This window comes from Pantoea sp. USHLN256, from assembly GCF_037149875.1.
Lineage (GTDB): Bacteria > Pseudomonadota > Gammaproteobacteria > Enterobacterales > Enterobacteriaceae > Pantoea > Pantoea nemavictus.
Map to the genome: position 1 here is coordinate 850,065 of NZ_JBBCQO010000001.1, position 20,879 is coordinate 870,943.

Below are 20,879 nucleotides of genomic sequence, written 5' to 3' on the forward strand. Positions count from 1 at the left end.
ACTTCAATTTCACAAGGCAGGAGCCATAACGTGACGCTATACGATATAAAACCTAAATTTCAGAATCTGTTAAGACCCACAGTGGTGAAGTTACATGCCCGGGGCATCACTGCCAACCAGGTGACGCTATTTGCCATGCTTACCTCGGTGGCGTTAGGTGCATTACTGATCTGTTTCCCCGATCCTCGCTGGTTTATCACTCTGCCAATCTTCCTGTTGGTCCGCATGGCGTTAAACGCCATTGATGGCATGTTAGCCAGGGAGTTCCACCAGCAATCCACTGCAGGCGCAATCCTCAATGAAGTGGGTGACGTTATCTCTGACGCCGCACTCTATCTGGCATTTGCCTTTATTCCCGGCATCTCACCCGGGTTAGTGGTGCTGGTGGTATTGCTCGCCTGGCTCACAGAATTCTGTGGAGTGATTAGCCAGACGCTGAACGGCACCCGCAGCTACCGGGGACCGCTGGGCAAAAGCGATCGTGCGTTTATCTTCGGTGCAGTTGCCTTGGTTATTGCGCTGTGGCCGCAGTATCTCGAATGGGTAAATGCGGTCTTTGCCCTCTCAGCCATGCTGCTGTGCTGGACTTGCCTCAATCGCTGCCGCAGTGCGACGGAGGCAAAAAATGTCTGAATCTACACGCCTTCTCTACTACTGCCTGGGCGGCATTTTCGCCGTGCTCATGCTGGCAACATGCGTGACTTATGTGCTGAAAAAATGCCGTCCACAACGCAACTGGCTGGAATTGCAGCAGCGCGTCCACAGCTGGTGGGTGATTATTTGCCTGTTTGCATTGGCGATGCTGTCACCAAAATGGCTGGCGCTGTTTTTCTTTGGCTTTATCAGCTTCCTCGCGTTGAAAGAGTATCTGACGCTGGCGCCAACGCGGCGTTCGGACAGCATGCCCCTGCTCTGGATGTACGCTGCCATCCCGCTGCAATATCTCTGGGTCGACATGGCCTGGTACGGCATGTTCATTATCTTTATTCCGGTCTACGTCTTTCTGTTCCTGCCGGCGCGTATGGTGATCGCCGGAGATACCAAAGGTTTTCTGCACTCCGCATCGGTAATGCACTGGGGCATGATGACCACGGTGTTCGCTCTGAGCCACGTTGCCTACCTGATGACCTTACCCGGCGCGGATGCCAGCGCCGGTGCGCTGCTGGTTATTTTCCTCGTTGCCCTGACTGAGCTGAATGATATTGCGCAGTATCTGTGGGGGAAATCGCTGGGCAGGATCAGGGTGACTCCCAACGTCAGCCCGAACAAGACCCTCGCCGGACTGCTCGGTGGCCTATTCACCACCACGTTACTGGCTGTCATTTTCGGTCCGCTCATGACGCAGATGGATCACCTGCATTCCCTGGCGGCTGGGCTGATTTTGGCTATGAGCGGATTCTGCGGTGATGTAGTGATGTCGGCCATCAAGCGCGATTTCGGGGTCAAAGACTCCGGTAAGTTATTGCCCGGACACGGCGGCATTCTGGATCGGCTGGATTCCCTCATCTACACCGCGCCGCTGTTCTTCCACTTCTATTACTACTTCTACCTGTAAGGGGCGCACATGAACGCTATGTTGCGCTGGATTTTTACACTTTGCATCGCCTACCCGCTGATGTGGATTTGGCTGGGTGTGGCGGTGGCCAATCGCAGAAAATTACCCAAAACAGGCCCGGCGATCATCGTGGCAAACCACAATAGCCACCTCGATGTGCTGACGCTATTCACCCTTTTCCCCCTCTCAACGTTGGTGAACGTGCAGCCCGTGGCAGCGGCCGATTACTTCCTGAAAAACAAAGTGATTGGCTGGTTTGCCCTTAAGGTGATTGGCATCATCCCGGTTTATCGCGGGTCGCATCAGGCCAATCCGCTGCAGGCCTGCATTGATGCCCTGGCTGAAAAGAAAATTGTCATTATTTTCCCGGAAGGTACGCGCGGAGAGCCGGGCAAATTCTCTGAAATCAAATCCGGCATCTGGCATCTCAGCCAGCAATGCCCAGATGTGCCGATTATTCCGGTCTATATGCACGGGCTCGATCGCTCAATGGGTAAAGGCCAAAAAATCCCGGTGCCGTTCTTTATCGATATCTATATCGATGATCCGCTTCGTTTTCAGGACAACAAAGATGCGTTTAAAGCCGCGTTATTAAACCGTTTCGTCGAATTACAACTGCAAGCAACAAGGAAATGATCATGAGCCAGGAAGCACGCTTATTTGTAGAGAGTTCGTTTTTAACCAGCGATGGTGCATCACTCTTTTTTCGACACTGGCCTGCGCAAGATAGCCAGAGCAAAAAAGTAATAGTGCTATTTCATCGCGGACACGAGCACTCAGGGCGCTTACAGCATGTTGTCGATGAGTTAGTCATGCCTGACACCCATTTTTACGCCTGGGATGCGCGCGGCCACGGCCAGTCGCCAGGCGCGCGCGGTTATAGCCCAAGCCTTGCCCGTTCAGTGCAGGATGTGGATGAGTTCGTGCGCTTTGTGGCGGAGTCAGCGCAGGTCAGCATGGAGGACATCGTCGTCATCGCGCAAAGCGTCGGTGCCGTGCTGGTCGCTACCTGGGTACATGATTACGCGCCGAAAATTCGCGGCATGGTGCTGGCTTCACCCGCGTTTAAGGTGAAGCTGTACGTTCCTTTTGCCCGCTCTGGTTTACGTCTGCAGCAACGCATGCGCGGCCTGTTCTACGTTAACTCCTACGTCAAAGGTAAATTCCTCAGTCACGATGCTGAACGCATCGCCAGCTTTGAGCAGGATAAGCTTATTACCCGTCAGATCGCGGTGAATTTCCTGCTGGATCTGTATAGAACGGCTGAGCGTATCGTGTCTGACTCTGCCGCTATCACCGTACCCACGCAGTTGCTGATCTCCGGCGATGACTTTGTGGTGCATGCCGAGCCGCAGAAAAAATTCTTCCGGGGTTTGCGCAGCGCGGTTAAAGAGCAACATATTTTGCCGGGCTTTTATCACGACACGCTGGGTGAAAAAGATCGCCAACTTGCCTTCGATAAAATGAAGTCGTTTATCGAAACGCTCTACAGCAGCGCACCTTACGCGTTCGATTACAGCCATGAAGACCAATGGAGTCCGGGCGCTGATGCCTATCGTGAACTACAGGCACCGCCTCATCGCCGCTCGCTGCAAGGCCTGTTTTACGCCTCGTTGAGCTCCGGCATGAAAACCTTCGGCAGGTTATCTAAAGGCATGCGGCTGGGATATGAAACCGGCTTTGATTCCGGCAGCACGCTTGACTATGTCTACCGTAATTCCGCCGAAGGAACGGGTGTGCTCGGTCGCATCATCGATCGCCATTATCTCAACAGCATCGGCTGGCGTGGCATTCGAGCGCGTAAGGAAAATATCCAGCAGGTAATTGCCCTGGCGGTGGCGAAACTGCATGAGAGCAACATGCCGGTTCACGTGGTAGATATTGCCGCCGGGCATGGCCGCTACGTGCTTGATGCGCTGGAGAAGCAGCCTGATATTGAAAGCATTTTGCTGCGCGACTACAGCGAACTGAACGTGGAAAAAGGGCAGGCGCTGATCGATGAGCGCAACTTAGGCCATCTCGCACAGTTCAAAAAAGGCAATGCTTTTGATTACGACTCGCTCGCCACTCTCGCCCCGGCTCCAACGCTGGGTATTGTTTCCGGGCTTTATGAACTGTTCCCGAGCAATGCGTTAATCAAAACGTCGTTAGCGGGGCTTGCGGCAGCCATTCCTCCTGGCGGCGTGCTGGTTTATACCGGGCAGCCGTGGCACCCGCAGCTCAAAACGATTGCCTGGACCTTAACCAGCCATCAGAACGGCATTCCCTGGCTGATGCGCGTGCGTAGCCAGCTAGAGATGGACACGCTGGTTGAACAAGCCGGATTCGAGAAGTGCCACCAGCTTATTGATGAGTTTGGCATCTTCACCGTGTCGCTGGCGGTAAGAGAGCAGCATGACTGAATCGTCGCTGACTCAGCGCCCACATAGCCTCTGGAAACAGGGGCTTGGCTGGCTACTGCTGCTGGGCCCGCTGTTTTTTCTCAGTTACGGCCAGGTCAATACCTTCACTGCCACCCGGGAGGATATCGGCAGCCTGGTATTGAGCTGGGAGCGGGCGATACCGTTTGTTCCCTGGACCATCGTGCCCTACTGGAGCATTGACCTGCTGTACGGCATTTCACTGTTTATCTGCACCTCAAAACAGGAGCTGATGCGCCACGGCTATCGCCTGCTTACGGCATCGCTGGTGGCGTGCGCAGCGTTCTTACTGTTTCCGCTGAAATTCACCTTTACGCGCCCGGAAATACTGGGCGCCTTTGGCTGGCTGTTCCATCAGCTGGAGCAGTTTGACCTGCCCTACAACCAGGCGCCATCGCTGCACATCATTCTGACCTGGCTGCTCTGGTTACGCTTCCGCCAGCACCTGAATCGCAAGGCGAGAGTTGTCGCAGGCAGCTGGTTTGTGCTGATTGCCATCTCGGTGCTCACGACCTGGCAGCACCATGTTATCGATGTGATCAGTGGATATGGGGTTGCGGTCATCATCAGCTACGCCATCCCGATTGAAGGCCGATGGCGCTGGCAGCCTCCTTCACCGCACGCTCAGCGTCTCGCCGTTAAATACTGCCTCGGCGGATTACTGTTTTTACTGGCGGGAATGGCCATTCCCTATGGCTATCTGCTGCTGTGGCCCGGCATCGCACTACTGATAGTAGCGGCGGGCTACGCGGGAGTGGGCGTGACGATATTCCAGAAAAACAGCAGCGGCAGCCTGTCTCTTTCCGCGCGCTTACTGCTGTTACCTTATCTGACAGGCGCAGCGATCTCCCGCTGCTGGTTCTCCCGCCACATGGCTAAAAGCAGTGTCATTTTCACCGGCGTAGCGCTGGGCAGATTTCCCGGTAAGGCGGAACGGCATATCGCAGTTTTCGACCTGACAGCCGAATTCCACCAAGGCAACCGCATGGCACAGCGCTGGCAAGCGTACCCGCTGATGGATCTGCTGGTGCCAGAGATTGAGGATATGCGCCATGCGGTAAGGCAACTCCGCCTGCTGTGCCAGACACATGACAAAGTGCTGGTTTGCTGTGCCCTGGGTTTATCGCGCAGTGCGACGGTAGTTGCAGCCTGGCTGCTGGCTGAGGGGCACGTTGCGTCAGTTGCTCAGGCTGTTGAGTTGATTCAGTCGAGACGCCCGCAGATTGTCCTCACGCCTGCCCACATCAAGGCTCTGGAAGCATTTAGCAAGGAGCAGTTATGTCAGACAACAGCATGACGAACCGGATTATGCACATCCATCTCGCCAGCTGGCGCTACGTCGCCGCCTTAACGCTGCCACCGCTGGCGATGATGTTTCACCTCCTCACCTCCGTGCTTAGCGTACCGTTAATGGTGCTGTTTTTAATTACGCACTATTACTGCTGGCGCTTATGGCTGGATGAGCGGCTTTTCTCACTGCTCAACGACGACAAGGATCTTGCCGAATTTGATCAAGGCATGGCGCATCTGTGGCGGCAAAAAACTTCTGACACCCGCTCTCTGCCGGATCGCTGGCGGGGAACGCGCACCTTGTTTTATCGAACCCTGCTCTCTCTGTTGCTGCTGTGGCTGATTTCACTCTGCTCAGTGCTTTATCTGACATTGATGCCGGTTGATTAGGTGAGCCATGAACGAACACGACTTTCTCAACTATTTCGACAGTGAAATGCGCTATCTGAAATCGGCGGCGCAAGAGTTTGCTGAACAGCATCCGCAGGCGGCTCGTCGCCTCGGCATCGACGGAACGTCGCTGAAGATGGATGAGTCTGTAGAGCAGCTCTTCCAGGGATTTTCGCTACTGGTGGCGCAGATGCGCCGCAAGATTGAAGATGATATCCCTGAACTGACGGAGCCACTGCTTGGGCATCTGCTGCCAGTGGTAAACCGCACGCTGCCATCGATGGCGATCGTTGAACTCACGCCAGATACCATCGCCCAGGTACGTGATGCCGTGCTGCCGGAAGGCACTACGCTGTTGACCCGCCCGATGGATATAACCGGCCTGCGCTGCCCCTATCGCACCACCGATGCGCTCAAGCTGCATCCGCTGACGCTGGGCGAGATAACGGCGCCCTTCCATCCCGATGGGCACCAGATGATCTGCCTGCGGTTTGCTCTCAGTTCCCAGGCGGATCCAAGCCAGATCGATCTCAGCGATATCCCGCTTTATATCCACGGAGATCGCCCGGTGCAGTCGCTGATGTATCAGGCTCTGAGCAACGATATTGAACGAATCACGGTTCGCCTGCCGCAGAGTGATAACTGCGATCCACAACCCTTTACTGGCAACATCCGCGCCCGCTGGCAGCAGCACTGGCGCTCGGTGTGGCCGGAAAGCGACAGCCCAGCCTTGTGCGGCGAAGTGCGTCCGCTGCTGGAATATTTCAATTTTCCCGCGCGCTATGCGTTCTTTACCCTTTCCGGGCTTAACACGCTGCCCTTTAGTGAAAGCTGCAGGGAGGCGATGCTCGAAATCCATTTGAGACAGCCACTTCCGCGCGACATTTCGCTGCCGCAAGATGTGCTGCGCATTCACTGCGCTCCGGTTATCAACCTGTTTTCTCTCAACGCAGAGCCGCTGAAAGTGCAGCCCACGGTGCTGGATTATCGCCTGCGACCACGCCGGCTGGGCGATCAGCATATGGAGATCTACAACGTGGATGCGGTGGCCGCCAGTGAAAAACTGGATAAGCGGCGTTATGTGCCGTATCGACACTTCCGGCAAAAAGGCGGCATGCTGCAACACAAAGCGTCGTGGCCGGAGCGTTATTTCCATACGCGCATCTGGCGTGGCGTCAGCGGTCTTTATGAAACCCTACTGATGCTGGGTGGCGATGCCAGCGAAGCTGACCGAACTCAGGAAGATGCCACGCTGTTTATGAACATCACCTGCACCAACGGCAATTATCCCCGTATGGCGCTGGAGAAAGCGGTATTTGATGGCAGCGCAGTGATCGGCAACCTGGCTGTGCGGTGCAAAACACGACAGCCCCCTTCCATGCCCTATTACCCGCCAACCACGCAACTTTATCAGTGGCACCTGATATCGCTGCTGCATCCCCGCGCCCTGAGCCAGATGATTAGCAATGCCGAAAACCTGCGGGCCGTGATGTCGCTATTTAACTGGAGCGACGAAGAGAACAACCGCCGACGCATCAGCGGTATCCGTCACGTTAGCTGGCAGCAGGACTATAACGCCTCATATCACTGGCACGGCGTGCGCATCCGCGTGCTGCTGGATGAAACAATGTTTAGCGGCACCGGCGATGCCCGATTGTTCTGCGAACTGCTGGAGCAGTTCTTCACCCAGTACGCCAGCGTTATCCGCTTTACCCAGCTGACGGTGCTGCTGATCGCCTCGGGCACCGAATGGGCCTGGCCGGAACGGCGCATTAACAGGGTATTGATGTGACAGACGACAATAAACAAAACCGTTCACCTCTGCCGCCGTTCTGGCTGGACGCCAACGGCGATGATCAGACGGCGCGGTTTAACTTTTATCGCTTCTGCCAGCTGCTAGAACAGACAACCCATAGCCGCCTGGGCACGGGCCGTACGCCGGAATGTGATGCAGTGCGCCTTCGCCCCAACCCACGCCTGGGCTTTCCCGCCAGTGAGCTGAAGCGCACCGAAATCGATGCCGATAATCCAGATGCGCCGCCCACCGTTAGAACACATTTCCTCGGCTTGTACGGCGTGGATTCGCCGCTGCCCACCACCATCATTGATGATATTAATCAGGCCCGTGACGGCGCCGACGCAATGGCCGCGTTTCTGGATATATTCAATCACCGGCTGATAACGCAGTTTTATCGCATCTGGCGCAAATACAACTATCCGGCCACTTTTGCGGCCGGCGGCAATGATGCCATTTCACAAAGCCTGATGGCGCTGACGGGCAATGCCCATAGCCGCGAGCTGCCATCTTCGCGCTTACTGGCGATACTGCAGCCGCTGCTGCACCCGACGCACACCGCTGAAGGAATTGCGGCGGTGATTCGCAGCCAGGCACCTAATACTCATGTTGAAGTTTTTGCGCATCATGCGTTGAGAATGCCGGTGGCGAAAAGCGCCCAGCTTGAACTGCGCGGCGGTTTGTCGCTTGATCAGAACCCGGTACTGGGGGATGAGATCTGTGTGACCGGGTATTGCTCGAGGGTCGAGCTTTTGACCGACGATCTTGATGAAGTGAAGGGCTGGATGCCTAATGGGCAACTCAGGCAGGACGTGATGACACTACTGCGGACGTATTTGGGGTGCGATTATGATCTGCGGTTTTGGCTTACGATGCCTACTAAACTGCTGCCGTTGCCAAGGTTGGGGGCTGATGGATTATTTAATGGGTACAACATGATGCTGGGGTTGAGGGAGGATAATCTGCATGCAATGCCGGAAATTGTGCGCATCATGACAGGACGGTTACGTGAGGAAAATGGGGTGATTGGATGAATGGGATAAGGATAGCCTCAAATCAAATTTTCGCGCTGAAAGTAATCTTGATGATAGGCCAGATGTGATGAGAAAAATAGAGAATGTGTAGGGGAAAACTTCAGCCAGTGTGATTCCAAACTATCTTCATCATTATTTTTTAAGACAGTAAATCATTTTAGTTTTACTCAATGATGCCGATAAAATTTTCAATAAATAAAACCATAATTACTGATGAGGCAATATGAAAAAGATAATCCTGACAGCATCGATTCTAATGGCAACAGGTTCAGCTCTTGCTGCTGAAGATAGAGGCCCCGGAACGTATGTTTGTGACATTAGAATTACTAGCTCTCATACCGAAACCGTGCTTATGAAGAAAGCAGCCGAGGTGCTTGATGAAGGTGATAAGTTTACTGCGCACATGCTGGATAATACCGTCACTTCGCCACAACTTGAAACCGTTATGGATGGAGTAAAGCAGCAAGCGACATCAAATGGAGTAACTTTTTTCAGACGTGCTAATTATGATGACAGGTTTATCATCGAGAACACTAAATCTGGTTTTTTTTACAAATTACGGAACTGTGAGAACTTTAATTAGGAGTAGCTATTATATATTCACGAAAAACCCAATCCATCCATGATGATAGCCTTAGGAAAAGGGTGACTGAATATTTTTTAAGGATAACCCCCACTAAATTAACCTGATAAAAAAACACCAACTAACTATTTTACAGCTAAAAGCCAGCATTATAAATAATTTTTTAGCGACGACAGTTAGAAAGCACCAGCCCAGAAACTCTTAATAAAACATTAATTAAAAATGTATGACTATCGTTGATTATGCCGATATTAACAAAACCCAACAAATTGTGAGATTTAGTTAAATGATAAATAATGATGCGATTCATATGCTTGTAAAGTGCGGAATGGATGAGTCGATTGCGCGATTACTGCAGATATTAGTGAGGCGAAAAGTGGATTTAAAAGAAGAGTTAATTGAAAAACATAACAATAACAATTAAATTAATAAGCTTATAGAAATTTCCACCTAAAAAATCGCATAAAAAGCCACCTTTAATCATTATAAATAAAAATGTCATCACCATCTATTTCACAGAAAGATCCATTATCAACATAATTCCCCCCCCTATAATAGTCACAGTAGAATTAATCTTTACAAAAATAAAAATCTATTATATATTAGCATAACAAAACCATTAACTTATGTGAGAGCTATGCAAAGAATAAATCAAATAATTGCTATTTACAGTCGAATGAAGCCCTTCCCTACCTTTAAAAAAAATAACAAACTTAAATCATTATGGAAAACGCAGGCAACTCTTTTTGTTATAAGTTTAGGTTCATTATTTTTATTAGGAGCGTTAGTTTTAGCAATTAATTTATCCTTCCTTTCTAAAGAGACGACAAAAATAATTGCTCTATCTTTATTTTTAGTCAACTCGCTGAGTAGCATCACCTTTCTTTTAATTCCACCAATAAATGAATTAAAATCATTTATTAACCTAAAAAAAGAAGTAATGAATGATCTTGTTTGTGAAATTTATTTTGCAGAAAACCACATCATGGAATTAGAAAGATATACAGAATCAGAACTCAAATATGCCATAGAATGGCTCAACTTGAAAATCAATAGGATTAACAATCGATTAAATAATTTTTTTGGTGAAAAAACCGCAATAATATCAATTTGCGGTTTGGCATATTCTGCATTGCAAGCAACAGGAGGACTTACAAAATTTAGTGAGACAATGTCTAAAGGAATTTTTCACTCTGGAATTATCAACACTTTAATTGCATTCGGATTAGCTTTTTTATTTGGATTATCGATTGGAGCTATAGCTTTAAAATACATTGCCAATCATTTCGAATACCTGCGCGATATAACAAAAATCACTTTAAATTTAAAATTAATAAACAATTCATCTTAAGAGAATGTTTAAACTTCAAATATCAAACTTATCTTTTCCTTAACAGCCCCCCCTAACATTAATTACCATTAAAAATAGGCAGCCACTTAAGAAAATCCATTAAAAAACATCCAAGACTTATATTATTAAAAAATAAAAGCAAACCCACATAAATTGATAACAAAATCATAGATGCTCAGCGATTACTATGAAAAAAAATAAAAAATCAAAACTGATCCCACTCTTAAATGAAACAAAAAATGACAGTCATCACCCGCTCACGTTGAAATACACAAATGTGAAACGTTAGAAATTTAAATTTCGTTTTTAATTATCGCCCTAAAAGTTTAATCAGATACTCATTAGGTATATTTTTTCTGTGAACATCATCATGACAAACATTACAAAGCGTAATGAGGTTAGCAATCGTATTTGCTCCACCATTTGCATGATATTCAATATGGTGTAATTCTAGAAACGTGCGCGGATCATTCGATTTCTTTTTTTCGTGAGACCAATTGCAGTTTCTACAAGAGTGGTTATCTCTTTCAAGAACATTAACTCTTACAGGATCAGGTATTTTTCTATCGTGAACTTCTGCCTGACGGTCTTCTTCAAGTAGATACGCTCCAACATCTAATTCAGGACGTCCCGAATTTTTTGTTGCAATTGGCCAACCATCTTCAGTGCGCAACTCACGTGTACGGCGAGCCCATTCCTTACTATCATTTGCTAAGTATCTTAGCTCTTCACCTGTAACAGGACGGCCAACATTTTTCCGAAGATAAGAAAGAATTTTATCTTTGGTTGATATTTTGCTACGACGAAGTAAATTCGCTTCATTCCAACGAAGCGCAGCTTCCCTATCCTGCTCTATGGTCATGAGAGCATACACATCGGTTTTGAGGCATTTAATAGAAGTCGCATTAAGCTCTTCTAAAGAAACCTCATTCTGCTCGACCATCTCTTTGAGAGTCGTCCCACTCAGGAGTGACCAACCAAATTGAACTCTTAGTTCACGAATTCTACGTGCGTATTCACTGATACCTGCGACAACCATTAATTCGTCGCCATGAATAATTATTCGGGGGTATTTAATTAAATAGGCAAGGATGCGCTCACGGGCTGAACTACAATTATCATTATTTAACAGAGAACTCCCCAAATCACGCAATAGATGATTTGCCGGAACAAGAGTAAGAACCTGATCCCGCAATGAATCCTCTAACAGCTTATGTTCAAAATCAGCTATTAATGCTAAAAGCTTTTTACGCAGCGCTTCCGGTTCGCTCTTCTTCGTTCTTCTGGCCATTTTGAATTCTGCATTCCATTAAATTAATAACATAAGAGGCAATTTTTTCTGCAAATACAGGGGGTACAGCATTACCGATTTGACGAGCTATTTCTGTTTTTGTCCCCAAAAAAACAAAGTCATCAGAAAAGCTCATTAAACGTGCAGCTTCACGATGTGTAATTGGGCGATGATCTTCAGGATGAAGATAACGTCCCTTTTCAGGCTTAAAGAATTCTGTACGGATAGTTACGGATGGTCGCTCCCACCATAAGCGTCCAAATAAGTCTGTACCACCAGAGGTTTTTTTAACCCAACACGCAGGTGTAATATCTAGTCTATTTCTTTGTAAATCAAAACGGTTACCACCAACTGGAACGGCACGATAACGCTCTTTAGAAAGGGCAGTTGGATTTCGACCGAAGTGAAGATCCAACGGAGGCGCAACATTACGAATCTCAGTACCTACTGGTTCCGGTAGATCATAGATAAATTGTTTTACTGTCAGCCATGAAGGGAGAGAGCCAGGTTTATCCGGATTTTGATGAGAGGGGGAAGGAGGGAATGCTGGAATACCATCCAATTCAAAACGCTCTTTTTTTATACCGATAGCAATTGCACGCTTTCGTGTCTGAGGTGCGCCGTAATCCGCGGTATTTAGTATAGAAGGATTAAGAAGCATGAATCCCATGCTTTCAGCACGCGCACTAATATCCTGAAATTCATCGCTCGACAAGAGGCCGGGTACATTTTCCATTACAAAAATCGAGGCAGACGATCTTTCGATAATATCCATGTATGGTTCCCATAAGGCCCTACGACGGTCACCTTCTCGGTTTTTATTTAATAAACTAAAACCTTGGCATGGCGGACCACCAATAACAATATCAGCCTCGGGGATAGGGTTATTAGTAATCCAGTCCTCAATATTCGCAACTACGCCATGATCACCAAAATTAGCATTATAAGTTTTGATAGCAGCGCTATCGTTATCAAGGGCTAAGACGCTTTCAAAATGAGCACCATTTCCATTTTTCATGAAGCCATAAGATAAGCCACCAGCTCCACAAAACAAGTCAATGACTTTTAACTTATTGATTTTACTCATAAAAGTTCTATCCTAGCTTTGATATTGATAACATAGTATGAGTCTATCATAATGTCCAACTGTATGAATGTACAGTATGAGATTCAAAATGTAACGCAGTGCTTCAAACTTTTCATTAGAAGATGAGTCTGCAAAAGTATGAATTTTTCATGTAAGCATTCAGCCGAAATATCCAGTCAAAAATGACATGACATCTTTAGCGTCTTTTAATAAATGGCAAGTTTAAGATGACTTAAGTATTCGTGTAAATTAAGGAATTAGCTGGATTCAGAGTAAAGCTGAAGAAAGAATTTGGTACGCCCTACAGGATTCGAACCTGTGACCTACGGCTTAGAAGGCCGGTGCTCTATCCAACTGAGCTAAGGGCGCATAGTGATTGGGTCGGATTATACGTCCAGCGGCTCGCGCGTCAACGTTTTTGCCTCCCCCGAGCAGCGGAGTGCTGCCAGATTAACCAAAATCCCTTAATGCCGCTTGCGCCAGTCGCTCAACGACACCAGATTGCCGCCCTGCTCCGTTTCGCCTTCCAGCTCAATCCCTTGCTGGGTGAAGTGCGCATTGTAGTGGTCGCGCAGCGCATGCAGTTCCTGGCTATCCGGTTCCAGCTGGCGCAAGAACCCCAACGCCAGCAACAACTGCTGCCTTGAAATCAACGCTTGAAACCCCGCTCGGCTCAAAATGCTATGCCAGCGCTGCATATTTTCGTCGCTGCCATCGACAATCAGCACCTGCCAAATCAGCAGCACCGCCGCGCCATTGTGCAGATGCGTGTCGTTATCGCCCGCGATGTAGTCGGTGAACTCTTTTGCCGCCTCTTTGCCCATCAGCGATAGCATCGATTCGATATGCACCGGCGGCAACTGCAACCGTTTATTGAGCGCCTGCACCGCATGGCGCGAGCTGGCCGTCAGCAGCTGAAAACCGACCACGAACACCACCGCCAGCGTGGCGAGAATTAACCAAATCATCACGTCATCCATCTCATTCACTGCCGGGCATCATAAGCGCTAACGCGGGTTGGCGCCACGGCGAAAAATCGGGAAAGCGGCGTAGAGGGCGAATCTCTACCTGACAGCCGCACGCGCTTCTGACAGAATAGGCGCCATCCCCGATTTAACCCTCTACAGATGGATTTCCTCTCTGATGGCAGCAAAAATTATTGACGGTAAAACGATTGCGCAGCAGGTGCGCCTTGAGGTTGCCGAAAAAGTACAGCAGCGTCTGGCGGCCGGTAAACGTGCGCCGGGTTTGGCAGTTGTGCTGGTGGGTGAAAACCCGGCTTCGCAGATCTATGTCGCCAGCAAACGTCGTGCTTGTGATGAAGTGGGCTTCATCTCCCGCTCCTACGATCTGCCGGCCACCACCAGCGAAGCAGAGCTGCTGGAGCTGATTGATAAGCTGAATAACGACAACGAGATCGATGGCATTCTGGTGCAGCTGCCGCTGCCAGCCGGCATCGATAACGTCAAAGTGCTGGAGCGCATCGTGCCGGACAAAGATGTGGATGGCTTCCATCCGTACAACGTCGGTCGTCTGTGCCAGCGCGCGCCAAAGCTGCGTCCATGTACGCCGCGCGGCATCGTCACCTTGCTGGAGCGCTACAATATCGATACTTACGGCCTGAACGCCGTGGTGGTGGGCGCATCGAATATTGTTGGCCGTCCGATGAGCATGGAGCTGCTGCTTGCCGGTTGCACCACCACCGTCACGCACCGTTTCACCAAAGATCTGCGTCATCACGTTGAGCACGCCGATCTGCTGGTAGTCGCGGTCGGCAAGCCGGGCTTTATTCCGGGCGACTGGATCAAGCCGGGCGCGGTGGTGATTGATGTCGGTATCAACCGTCTCGACAGCGGTAAAGTTGTCGGTGATGTGGAGTTCGACGCGGCATCTGAGCGCGCCTCGTACATCACGCCAGTTCCAGGCGGAGTCGGTCCGATGACGGTCGCTACATTGATCCAAAACACGCTGACCGCGTGTGAAGAATTTCACGACATTGAGGAGGCATAATGGCCAGTTTTTCTCTCGGTAAACATGCCCACGTTGATTTGTGCGACCTGCTGAAACTCGAAGGTTGGGTGCAGAGCGGTGCGCAGGCGAAAGCGGTGATTGCAGAAGGCGAAGTACGCGTAGATGGCGCAGTGGAAACGCGTAAGCGCTGCAAGATTGTAGAAGGCCAGAAAGTTGAGTTTGCTGGCTTTAAGATTACGGTTGTCGCGTAATGAGGTGATGGTCGCCGTGAATGGCGTCATCACGTAAGGTGCAGTAATTGATACGGTCGCCATGAATGGCGACCCTACAAAAGACGTTCTTCCCCCACCACGCGCGTTTCCCCTTCTATTTGCTCCAGCTCGATATGATTCACCGCCGTATGTTCGGCAATCAGCGTCGCCAGTTTTGGTGAATGGCTGGTGATCCACAGTTGGCTGAACTGGCTGGCTTCGGCGATCAGGCGCGCCAAGGCGGGCAGCAGATCTTCATGCAGGCTGTTTTCCGGTTCATTCAGCGCCATAAACGCTGGCGGACGCGGGCTGAGCAGCGCCACCACTAAGCAGAGAAAACGCAGCGTGCCATCAGAGAACTCAGCGCTCTCCAGCGGACGCAAAATCCCGCGCCGCGACATCAGCATCTGAAAGCGCCCGTTCTGCACATCCACGTGAAATTCGGTATCCGGGAAAGCGTCATCCATCACCTGAAACAACAGCTCGTGATGACCGCGCTCGACGATGGTAGCCCACGCCGCCGCCAGATTGCTGCCATCGTGGCTCAGCACCGGCGCACGCACGCCAATCTGCGGCGCACGAATCGGCGAACCGGGCCACACGGCAAACTCATGATAAAAACGCCACTGGCGCAGCCGTTCGCGCACCTGCGAAAGCTCGGGATAGAGATGCGGTTCGCCCAGTTGCCCAAACAGCGACTCTTCCGGATGCAGCACCCCCGGATAACTCACGCGTTCACCATCAACGTTATGCAGAAAAGCTGTTTGATTAGTGCGTTGCAGGATGCAGGAGGAGGGACGTCGCCGCTGGCCGCTCATCCACAAGCGTTCCTCTTTCACCAGCGGATCGAGGTTGAACATGCTGGTGGCTAAAGGCTCAGGAAAACCGACATCGATCTGGTAATCCATGTCGTCCATTACCACCGCCAATGAAAGACGTTTGGGATCGTGGCGCCGATCGCCGCGCCGCAAGCCGCCCGCCCACATCGCTTTCTGGATACCGCCCTCTTCCGCCAGCGCCAGCGCTAGGCGCCCGCTAGCCGCTTCGTGCAGCAGCCGCACCGCTTTATACAAATTGGATTTGCCGCAGCCGTTGGGTCCGCTCACCACGTTGAGCTGTTGTAGCGGTAGCGTGAGATCGCGCACCGAGCGGAAGCCGTGAATCTGAATCTGTTCAATCGCCATAATAAAAAAGGGCGATTTCTCGCCCTCTCCGGTTATTTGCGTCGCCAGCTGGAGCCTTGTGGCCCATCCTCAACAATCACGCCCAACTCGTTAAGCTTATCGCGCGCCACATCCGCCTGCGCCCAATCTTTGGCTGCACGCGCGTCGGAACGGGCTTTCACCCAATGCTCGATTTCCGCCACTTCGTCGTCATTGACCTGCGCACCGCTCTGCAGGAACTGCTCCGGATCCTGCTGCAGAATGCCGAGCACGTTGGCAATCTGGCGCAGTTTCGCCGCCAGCGCATCGGCCGCCGCTTTATCTTCGCTTTTCAGGCGATTCACTTCACGCGCCATATCGAACAACACCGAATAGGCTTCCGGCGTGTTGAAGTCGTCATCCATCGCGGTACGGAAACGCGCTTCAAACTCTTCGCCACCCGCCGCCGTCGCATTGGCATCGGTGTGACGCAGCGCAGTGTACAAACGCTCGAGCGCCGCACGCGCCTGATTGAGGTTATCTTCGCCGTAGTTGAGCTGGCTGCGATAGTGGCCCGACATCAGGAAGTAACGCACGGTTTCGGCATCGAAATGCTGCAACACATCGCGCACGGTGAAGAAGTTATCCAGCGATTTCGACATCTTCTCGCGATCAACCATCACCATGCCGGAGTGCATCCAGTAATTCACATACGGACCATCGTGCGCACAGGTAGATTGCGCCACTTCGTTTTCATGGTGCGGGAACATCAGATCCGAGCCGCCGCCGTGAATGTCGAAATGGGTGCCGAGCTGTTTGCAATTCATCGCCGAACATTCGATGTGCCAGCCTGGACGGCCATTGCCCCACGGCGAATTCCACGCCGGTTCGTCGGCTTTGGACATTTTCCACAGCACGAAGTCCATTGGATTGCGCTTCACGTCCGCCACTTCTACGCGCGCACCGGCCTGCAGCTGTTCCAGATCCTGACGCGACAGCACGCCGTAAGCTTTGTCGCTCAGCACGTCGAACATCACGTCGCCATTGTCAGCGACGTAAGCGTGATTACGTTCAATCAGCGTACCGACCAGCTCGATGATCTCATCGATATGGCGCGTGGCGCGCGGCTCCAGATCCGGCGGCAGAATGCCGAGTGCGGCGAAATCGTTATGCATTTCAGCGATCATACGGTTGGTCAGCGTTTCAATGCTTTCACCATTTTGATTGGCACGTTTGATGATTTTGTCATCGATATCGGTGATGTTACGCACATACTTCAGCTGATAGCCCACGTAACGCAGATAACGCGCCACCACGTCGAATGCCACAAAGGTACGCCCATGGCCGATATGACAGAGGTCGTAAACCGTAATACCACACACGTACATACCGATTTCACCGGCATGGATGGGTTTGAATTCCTCTTTCTGTCGACTCAGGGTGTTATAAATCTTTAGCATTGAACGGTTCCGTTTGTTTTACGTGTGCGGGATTCGAACGTTAAAAAAGTCAGTTAAGTGCATCGCGGTCGCCATGAATGGCGACCCTACAAAATCGCACCGGTACGCTGTAGGGTCGCCATTCATGGCGACCGAAACTACGTTGCCCAACTGCACGGCATCAAGCCGGTTATTGTGCCGTATTTTTCTCAGTTGTGCATCGCTCGGTTGCCAACTGCCGTCCGGTTACTGACGCGTTATTGGAAATTGTGATATAAGAAGCGTCTACAAAAATGCCCCGCCGCCTTGCAGGCGCGGCAGACGACACTGACGACAAACCTGACAGGAAGAAAATAATGGTCACTTTCCAGACGAACCATGGCGATATCGTAATTAAAACCTTCGATGACAAAGCGCCGGCTACCGTGAAGAACTTCCTGGAATACTGCGCGGAAGGTTTTTACGATAACACTATCTTCCATCGCGTAATCAACGGTTTCATGGTTCAGGGCGGCGGTTTTGAGCCTGGCATGAAGCAGAAAGACACCAAAGCCGATATCCGCAACGAAGCGAACAACGGCCTGAAAAACACCAAAGGTACGCTGGCGATGGCGCGTACGCAGGCTCCACACTCGGCCACTGCGCAGTTCTTTATCAACGTAGCAGACAACGACTTCCTGAACTTCCGTGACGAAAGCCTGCAAGGCTGGGGTTACTGCGTGTTCGCTGAAGTGGTTGAAGGCATGGACGTGGTTGAGAAAATCAAAGCGGTGAAAACTGGCCGCAGCGGTATGCATCAGGACGTTCCGGTTGAAGACGTTGTCATCCAGAAAGTGACTGTTAGCGAGTAATGTCGCGCACGCTGTTTATCGCAGATCTGCATCTGTGCAATGAAGAACCGGCAATTACTGCCGGTTTTCTGCATTTTTTGCAGGGTGAAGCGCGTTCGTGCGATGCGCTTTATATCCTTGGCGATCTGTTTGAAGCCTGGATCGGCGACGACGATCCGAATCCACTGCATCAGCAAATTGCTGCGGCGCTCAAGGCGCTGCCGGTGCCGAAATTCTTCATTCACGGTAATCGCGACTTCCTGCTCGGTCAGCGCTTCGCGCGGGCTTCTGGCATGACGCTGCTGCCGGAAGAGCAGGTGTTGGAGCTGTACGGACATCGCGTATTAATCATGCACGGCGACACCCTGTGTACCGACGATGAAGGTTATCAGCGTTTTCGCGCCAAAGTGCATCAGCGCTGGTTGCAGCGTCTGTTCCTTGCGTTGCCGCTGCGCCTGCGCATGCGCATTGCCGCGCGCATGCGTAATGGCAGCAAACAGGCCAATCAGCACAAGTCGGTCAGCATTATGGATGTCAATCAGCACGCCGTTGAGGAAGCGATGACGCGCCATAAGCTGCAGATACTGATTCACGGCCACACGCATCGCCCGGCGATTCATCAGTTCTCGCTGCACGGCGAAAACGCTCAGCGCGCGGTGCTCGGTGCCTGGCATGAGCATGGCTCGATGATTCAGCTTGATGCCAGCGGCGTAAGCCTGATCGAATTTCCCTTCTGACATCCGGGCGTAAATGCCCGTTTTCCGCCTACGCAACCGTTTTCCTTGCTGCCATCTCATGCTATTCTCTGTGCCCTTCTTCGCCTGCCCGCCCGGCCAGGTTCGTTTGCATATTCACAGGAGTTGACCGCATGTCATCCAACGCCACCCCGGCCCGTATCGCCATTGTCATGGGTTCTAAAAGTGACTGGGCTACCATGCAGTTCGCCGAGGAAATTCTTAACAGCCTGGATGTGCCCTTCCACGTTGAAGTGGTCTCAGCTCACCGTACACCCGACAAACTGTTCAGCTTCGCGGAAACCGCCGCCGACAATGGTTTTCAGGTGATTATCGCCGGTGCCGGCGGTGCAGCCCATTTGCCGGGCATGCTGGCCGCCAAAACGCTGGTGCCGGTGCTGGGCGTGCCGGTGCAAAGCGCCGCGCTGAGCGGCGTCGATAGCCTCTACTCCATCGTGCAGATGCCGCGCGGCATTCCAGTGGGAACACTGGCGATTGGTAAAGCCGGTGCCGCCAACGCTGCCCTGCTGGCGGCGCAGATTCTGGCGATTCACGACAGCGCGCTGTCCGCGCGCATCGCCAACTGGCGTCAAACGCAGACCGATGAAGTGCTGAACAACCCGGATCCGCGGGAGGACGCATGAAGCCGGTTTGCGTATTAGGAAACGGTCAGTTAGGCCGCATGCTGCGCCAGGCGGGTGAACCGCTCGGCATCGCGGTCTATCCGGTCGGGTTGGATGCAGAACCCTCTGCGCTGCCGATCGCCGAAAGCGTGATTACCGCCGAGATCGAACGCTGGCCAGAAACCGCGTTAACCCGCGAACTGGCGAGCCATCCGGCGTTTGTGAATCGCGATATTTTCCCGCGTCTGGCCGATCGTCTGACGCAAAAACAGCTGCTGGATCAGTTAAACCTCGCCACCGCGCCGTGGCAGCTGCTGGCGGATAAAGCCGAGTGGCCGCAGGTGTTCAGCTCGCTGGGCGAGCTGGGGATTGTGAAGCGTCGTACCGGCGGCTATGACGGCCGCGGACAGTGGCGGTTGCGCGCCAATGAAACCGATGCGCTGCCGGATGAGTGCTACGGCGAATGCATCGTTGAGCAAGGCATTAACTTCAGCGGTGAAGTGTCGCTGGTCGGTGCGCGCGGCCACGATGGCAGCACGGTGTTTTATCCGCTGACGCACAACCTGCATCAGGATGGCATTCTGCGCACCAGCGTTGCCTTCCCGCAGGCTGATGCCGCGCAGCAACAGCAGGCGGAAGCGATGCTCAGCGCCATCATGCATGAGCTGAACTACGTCGGCGTGATGGCGATGGAGTGTTTCATTACGCCAGCCGGTTTGCTGATCAACGAACTGGCCCCGCGCGTGCACAACAGCGGTCACTGGACGCAAAATGGCGCGTCCATCAGCCAGTTTGAGCTGCATCTGCGCGCCGTGCTCGGCTTGCCGCTGCCGCAACCGGTGGTGTTTGCGCCGTCGGTGATGGTGAACCTGATCGGTACCGATGTGAATCTGGCGTGGCTGCAACAACCGCTGGTGCATCTGCATTGGTATGACAAAGAGGTGCGCGCCGGTCGTAAGGTGGGGCATCTGAATCTGACCGATAGCGATCACGCGCGGTTGGCGGAAGCCTTAAATGCGCTGGTGCCGCTGCTACCGGCAGAGTATGCGAGCGGGATTACGTGGGCGGTGGAGAAGCTTTGAGTAACCAGGTC

21 protein-coding genes and 1 tRNA gene are annotated in these 20,879 nt (G+C 51.8%); 16 read left to right on the plus strand and 6 right to left on the minus strand.

Annotated features, from left to right (window positions below; genetic code table 11):
• Nucleotides 1–30: 30 nt before the first annotated feature.
• From WFL93_RS04050 to WFL93_RS04095, 10 genes are all read left to right on the plus strand, one after another.
• On the plus strand, nucleotides 31–633 hold the full coding sequence (locus WFL93_RS04050) for a CDP-alcohol phosphatidyltransferase family protein (protein WP_336777297.1): 603 nt from the start codon (nucleotides 31–33) through the stop codon (nucleotides 631–633).
• On the plus strand, nucleotides 626–1,555 hold the full coding sequence (locus WFL93_RS04055; protein ID WP_336777298.1) for a phosphatidate cytidylyltransferase: 930 nt from the start codon (nucleotides 626–628) through the stop codon (nucleotides 1,553–1,555). The genes WFL93_RS04050 and WFL93_RS04055 overlap by 8 nt, the downstream gene beginning before the upstream one ends.
• A gap of 9 nt (nucleotides 1,556–1,564) precedes the next feature.
• Complete coding sequence (locus WFL93_RS04060; protein WP_336777299.1) at nucleotides 1,565–2,191, plus strand: lysophospholipid acyltransferase family protein; 627 nt, start codon at nucleotides 1,565–1,567, stop codon at nucleotides 2,189–2,191.
• Between the two features lie 2 nt (nucleotides 2,192–2,193).
• Nucleotides 2,194–3,957 (plus strand): bifunctional alpha/beta hydrolase/class I SAM-dependent methyltransferase, encoded by a 1,764-nt coding sequence (locus tag WFL93_RS04065; protein WP_336777300.1) that lies wholly within the window; start codon nucleotides 2,194–2,196, stop codon nucleotides 3,955–3,957.
• A complete protein-coding gene (locus WFL93_RS04070; protein WP_336777301.1) occupies nucleotides 3,950–5,272 on the plus strand; it encodes a phosphatase PAP2/dual specificity phosphatase family protein in 1,323 nt (440 codons plus the stop codon). Before WFL93_RS04065 ends, WFL93_RS04070 begins: the two co-directional genes overlap by 8 nt.
• Complete coding sequence (locus tag WFL93_RS04075; RefSeq protein WP_336777302.1) at nucleotides 5,254–5,655, plus strand: hypothetical protein; 402 nt, start codon at nucleotides 5,254–5,256, stop codon at nucleotides 5,653–5,655. Before WFL93_RS04070 ends, WFL93_RS04075 begins: the two co-directional genes overlap by 19 nt.
• A 7-nt stretch (nucleotides 5,656–5,662) precedes the next feature.
• Entirely contained in the window at nucleotides 5,663–7,447 is a 1,785-nt protein-coding gene (tssF, locus tag WFL93_RS04080; RefSeq protein ID WP_336777303.1) for a type VI secretion system baseplate subunit TssF, read from the plus strand.
• Nucleotides 7,444–8,484 carry a type VI secretion system baseplate subunit TssG gene (gene tssG / locus WFL93_RS04085; protein ID WP_336777304.1) on the plus strand — a complete coding sequence of 347 codons (1,041 nt, stop codon included), beginning with the start codon at nucleotides 7,444–7,446 and terminating at the stop codon, nucleotides 8,482–8,484. The genes tssF and tssG overlap by 4 nt, the downstream gene beginning before the upstream one ends.
• A gap of 223 nt (nucleotides 8,485–8,707) precedes the next feature.
• Complete coding sequence (locus WFL93_RS04090; protein WP_336777305.1) at nucleotides 8,708–9,067, plus strand: hypothetical protein; 360 nt, start codon at nucleotides 8,708–8,710, stop codon at nucleotides 9,065–9,067.
• Between the two features lie 637 nt (nucleotides 9,068–9,704).
• On the plus strand, nucleotides 9,705–10,418 hold the full coding sequence (locus tag WFL93_RS04095; protein ID WP_336777306.1) for a hypothetical protein: 714 nt from the start codon (nucleotides 9,705–9,707) through the stop codon (nucleotides 10,416–10,418).
• A gap of 310 nt (nucleotides 10,419–10,728) precedes the next feature.
• Here WFL93_RS04095 and WFL93_RS04100 read toward each other — a convergent pair whose 3' ends face one another.
• The 4 genes from WFL93_RS04100 to WFL93_RS04115 form a co-directional block, all read right to left on the minus strand.
• A complete protein-coding gene (locus WFL93_RS04100; protein WP_336777307.1) occupies nucleotides 10,729–11,709 on the minus strand; it encodes an HNH endonuclease in 981 nt (326 codons plus the stop codon).
• Nucleotides 11,666–12,796: a DNA cytosine methyltransferase gene (locus WFL93_RS04105; protein ID WP_336777308.1), complete on the minus strand. Its 1,131-nt coding sequence runs from the start codon at nucleotides 12,794–12,796 to the stop codon at nucleotides 11,666–11,668. The genes WFL93_RS04100 and WFL93_RS04105 overlap by 44 nt, the downstream gene beginning before the upstream one ends.
• A 292-nt stretch (nucleotides 12,797–13,088) precedes the next feature.
• Nucleotides 13,089–13,165: transfer RNA gene (locus tag WFL93_RS04110), tRNA-Arg, on the minus strand.
• Nucleotides 13,166–13,260: 95 nt separating this feature from the next.
• Complete coding sequence (locus tag WFL93_RS04115) at nucleotides 13,261–13,764, minus strand: DUF1198 family protein (protein WP_336777309.1); 504 nt, start codon at nucleotides 13,762–13,764, stop codon at nucleotides 13,261–13,263.
• Nucleotides 13,765–13,939: 175 nt separating this feature from the next.
• Here WFL93_RS04115 and folD point away from each other — a divergent pair, with 175 nt between their 5' ends.
• Both folD and ybcJ read left to right on the plus strand, forming a co-directional pair.
• Nucleotides 13,940–14,806, plus strand: coding sequence for a bifunctional methylenetetrahydrofolate dehydrogenase/methenyltetrahydrofolate cyclohydrolase FolD (gene folD, locus WFL93_RS04120; protein WP_336777310.1), 867 nt, complete (start codon nucleotides 13,940–13,942; stop codon nucleotides 14,804–14,806).
• Nucleotides 14,806–15,018 (plus strand): ribosome-associated protein YbcJ, encoded by a 213-nt coding sequence (ybcJ, locus tag WFL93_RS04125; RefSeq protein ID WP_007890771.1) that lies wholly within the window; start codon nucleotides 14,806–14,808, stop codon nucleotides 15,016–15,018. The genes folD and ybcJ overlap by 1 nt, the downstream gene beginning before the upstream one ends.
• A 74-nt stretch (nucleotides 15,019–15,092) precedes the next feature.
• On the opposite strand, the gene WFL93_RS04130 is transcribed toward ybcJ, so the two are convergent.
• Entirely contained in the window at nucleotides 15,093–16,202 is a 1,110-nt protein-coding gene (locus WFL93_RS04130; RefSeq protein WP_336777311.1) for an AAA family ATPase, read from the minus strand.
• A gap of 32 nt (nucleotides 16,203–16,234) precedes the next feature.
• Nucleotides 16,235–17,620: a cysteine--tRNA ligase gene (gene cysS / locus WFL93_RS04135; protein ID WP_336777312.1), complete on the minus strand. Its 1,386-nt coding sequence runs from the start codon at nucleotides 17,618–17,620 to the stop codon at nucleotides 16,235–16,237.
• A 335-nt stretch (nucleotides 17,621–17,955) separates the two neighbouring features.
• On the opposite strand from cysS, the gene ppiB reads away from it, so the two are divergent.
• The 4 genes from ppiB to purK all read left to right on the plus strand — a co-directional run bounded on the left by ppiB (nucleotide 17,956) and on the right by purK (nucleotide 20,868).
• Entirely contained in the window at nucleotides 17,956–18,450 is a 495-nt protein-coding gene (gene ppiB, locus WFL93_RS04140; RefSeq protein WP_049850842.1) for a peptidylprolyl isomerase B, read from the plus strand.
• Nucleotides 18,450–19,166, plus strand: coding sequence for a UDP-2,3-diacylglucosamine diphosphatase (lpxH, locus tag WFL93_RS04145; RefSeq protein WP_336777313.1), 717 nt, complete (start codon nucleotides 18,450–18,452; stop codon nucleotides 19,164–19,166). The genes ppiB and lpxH overlap by 1 nt, the downstream gene beginning before the upstream one ends.
• 131 nt (nucleotides 19,167–19,297) lie before the next feature.
• The gene (gene purE, locus WFL93_RS04150) at nucleotides 19,298–19,807 is read left to right on the plus strand and encodes a 5-(carboxyamino)imidazole ribonucleotide mutase (RefSeq protein ID WP_007890776.1); all 510 of its coding nucleotides are present in this window, start codon (nucleotides 19,298–19,300) and stop codon (nucleotides 19,805–19,807) included.
• Entirely contained in the window at nucleotides 19,804–20,868 is a 1,065-nt protein-coding gene (gene purK / locus WFL93_RS04155) for a 5-(carboxyamino)imidazole ribonucleotide synthase (protein WP_336777314.1), read from the plus strand. Before purE ends, purK begins: the two co-directional genes overlap by 4 nt.
• The last annotated feature ends 11 nt before the right edge of the window (nucleotides 20,869–20,879 follow it).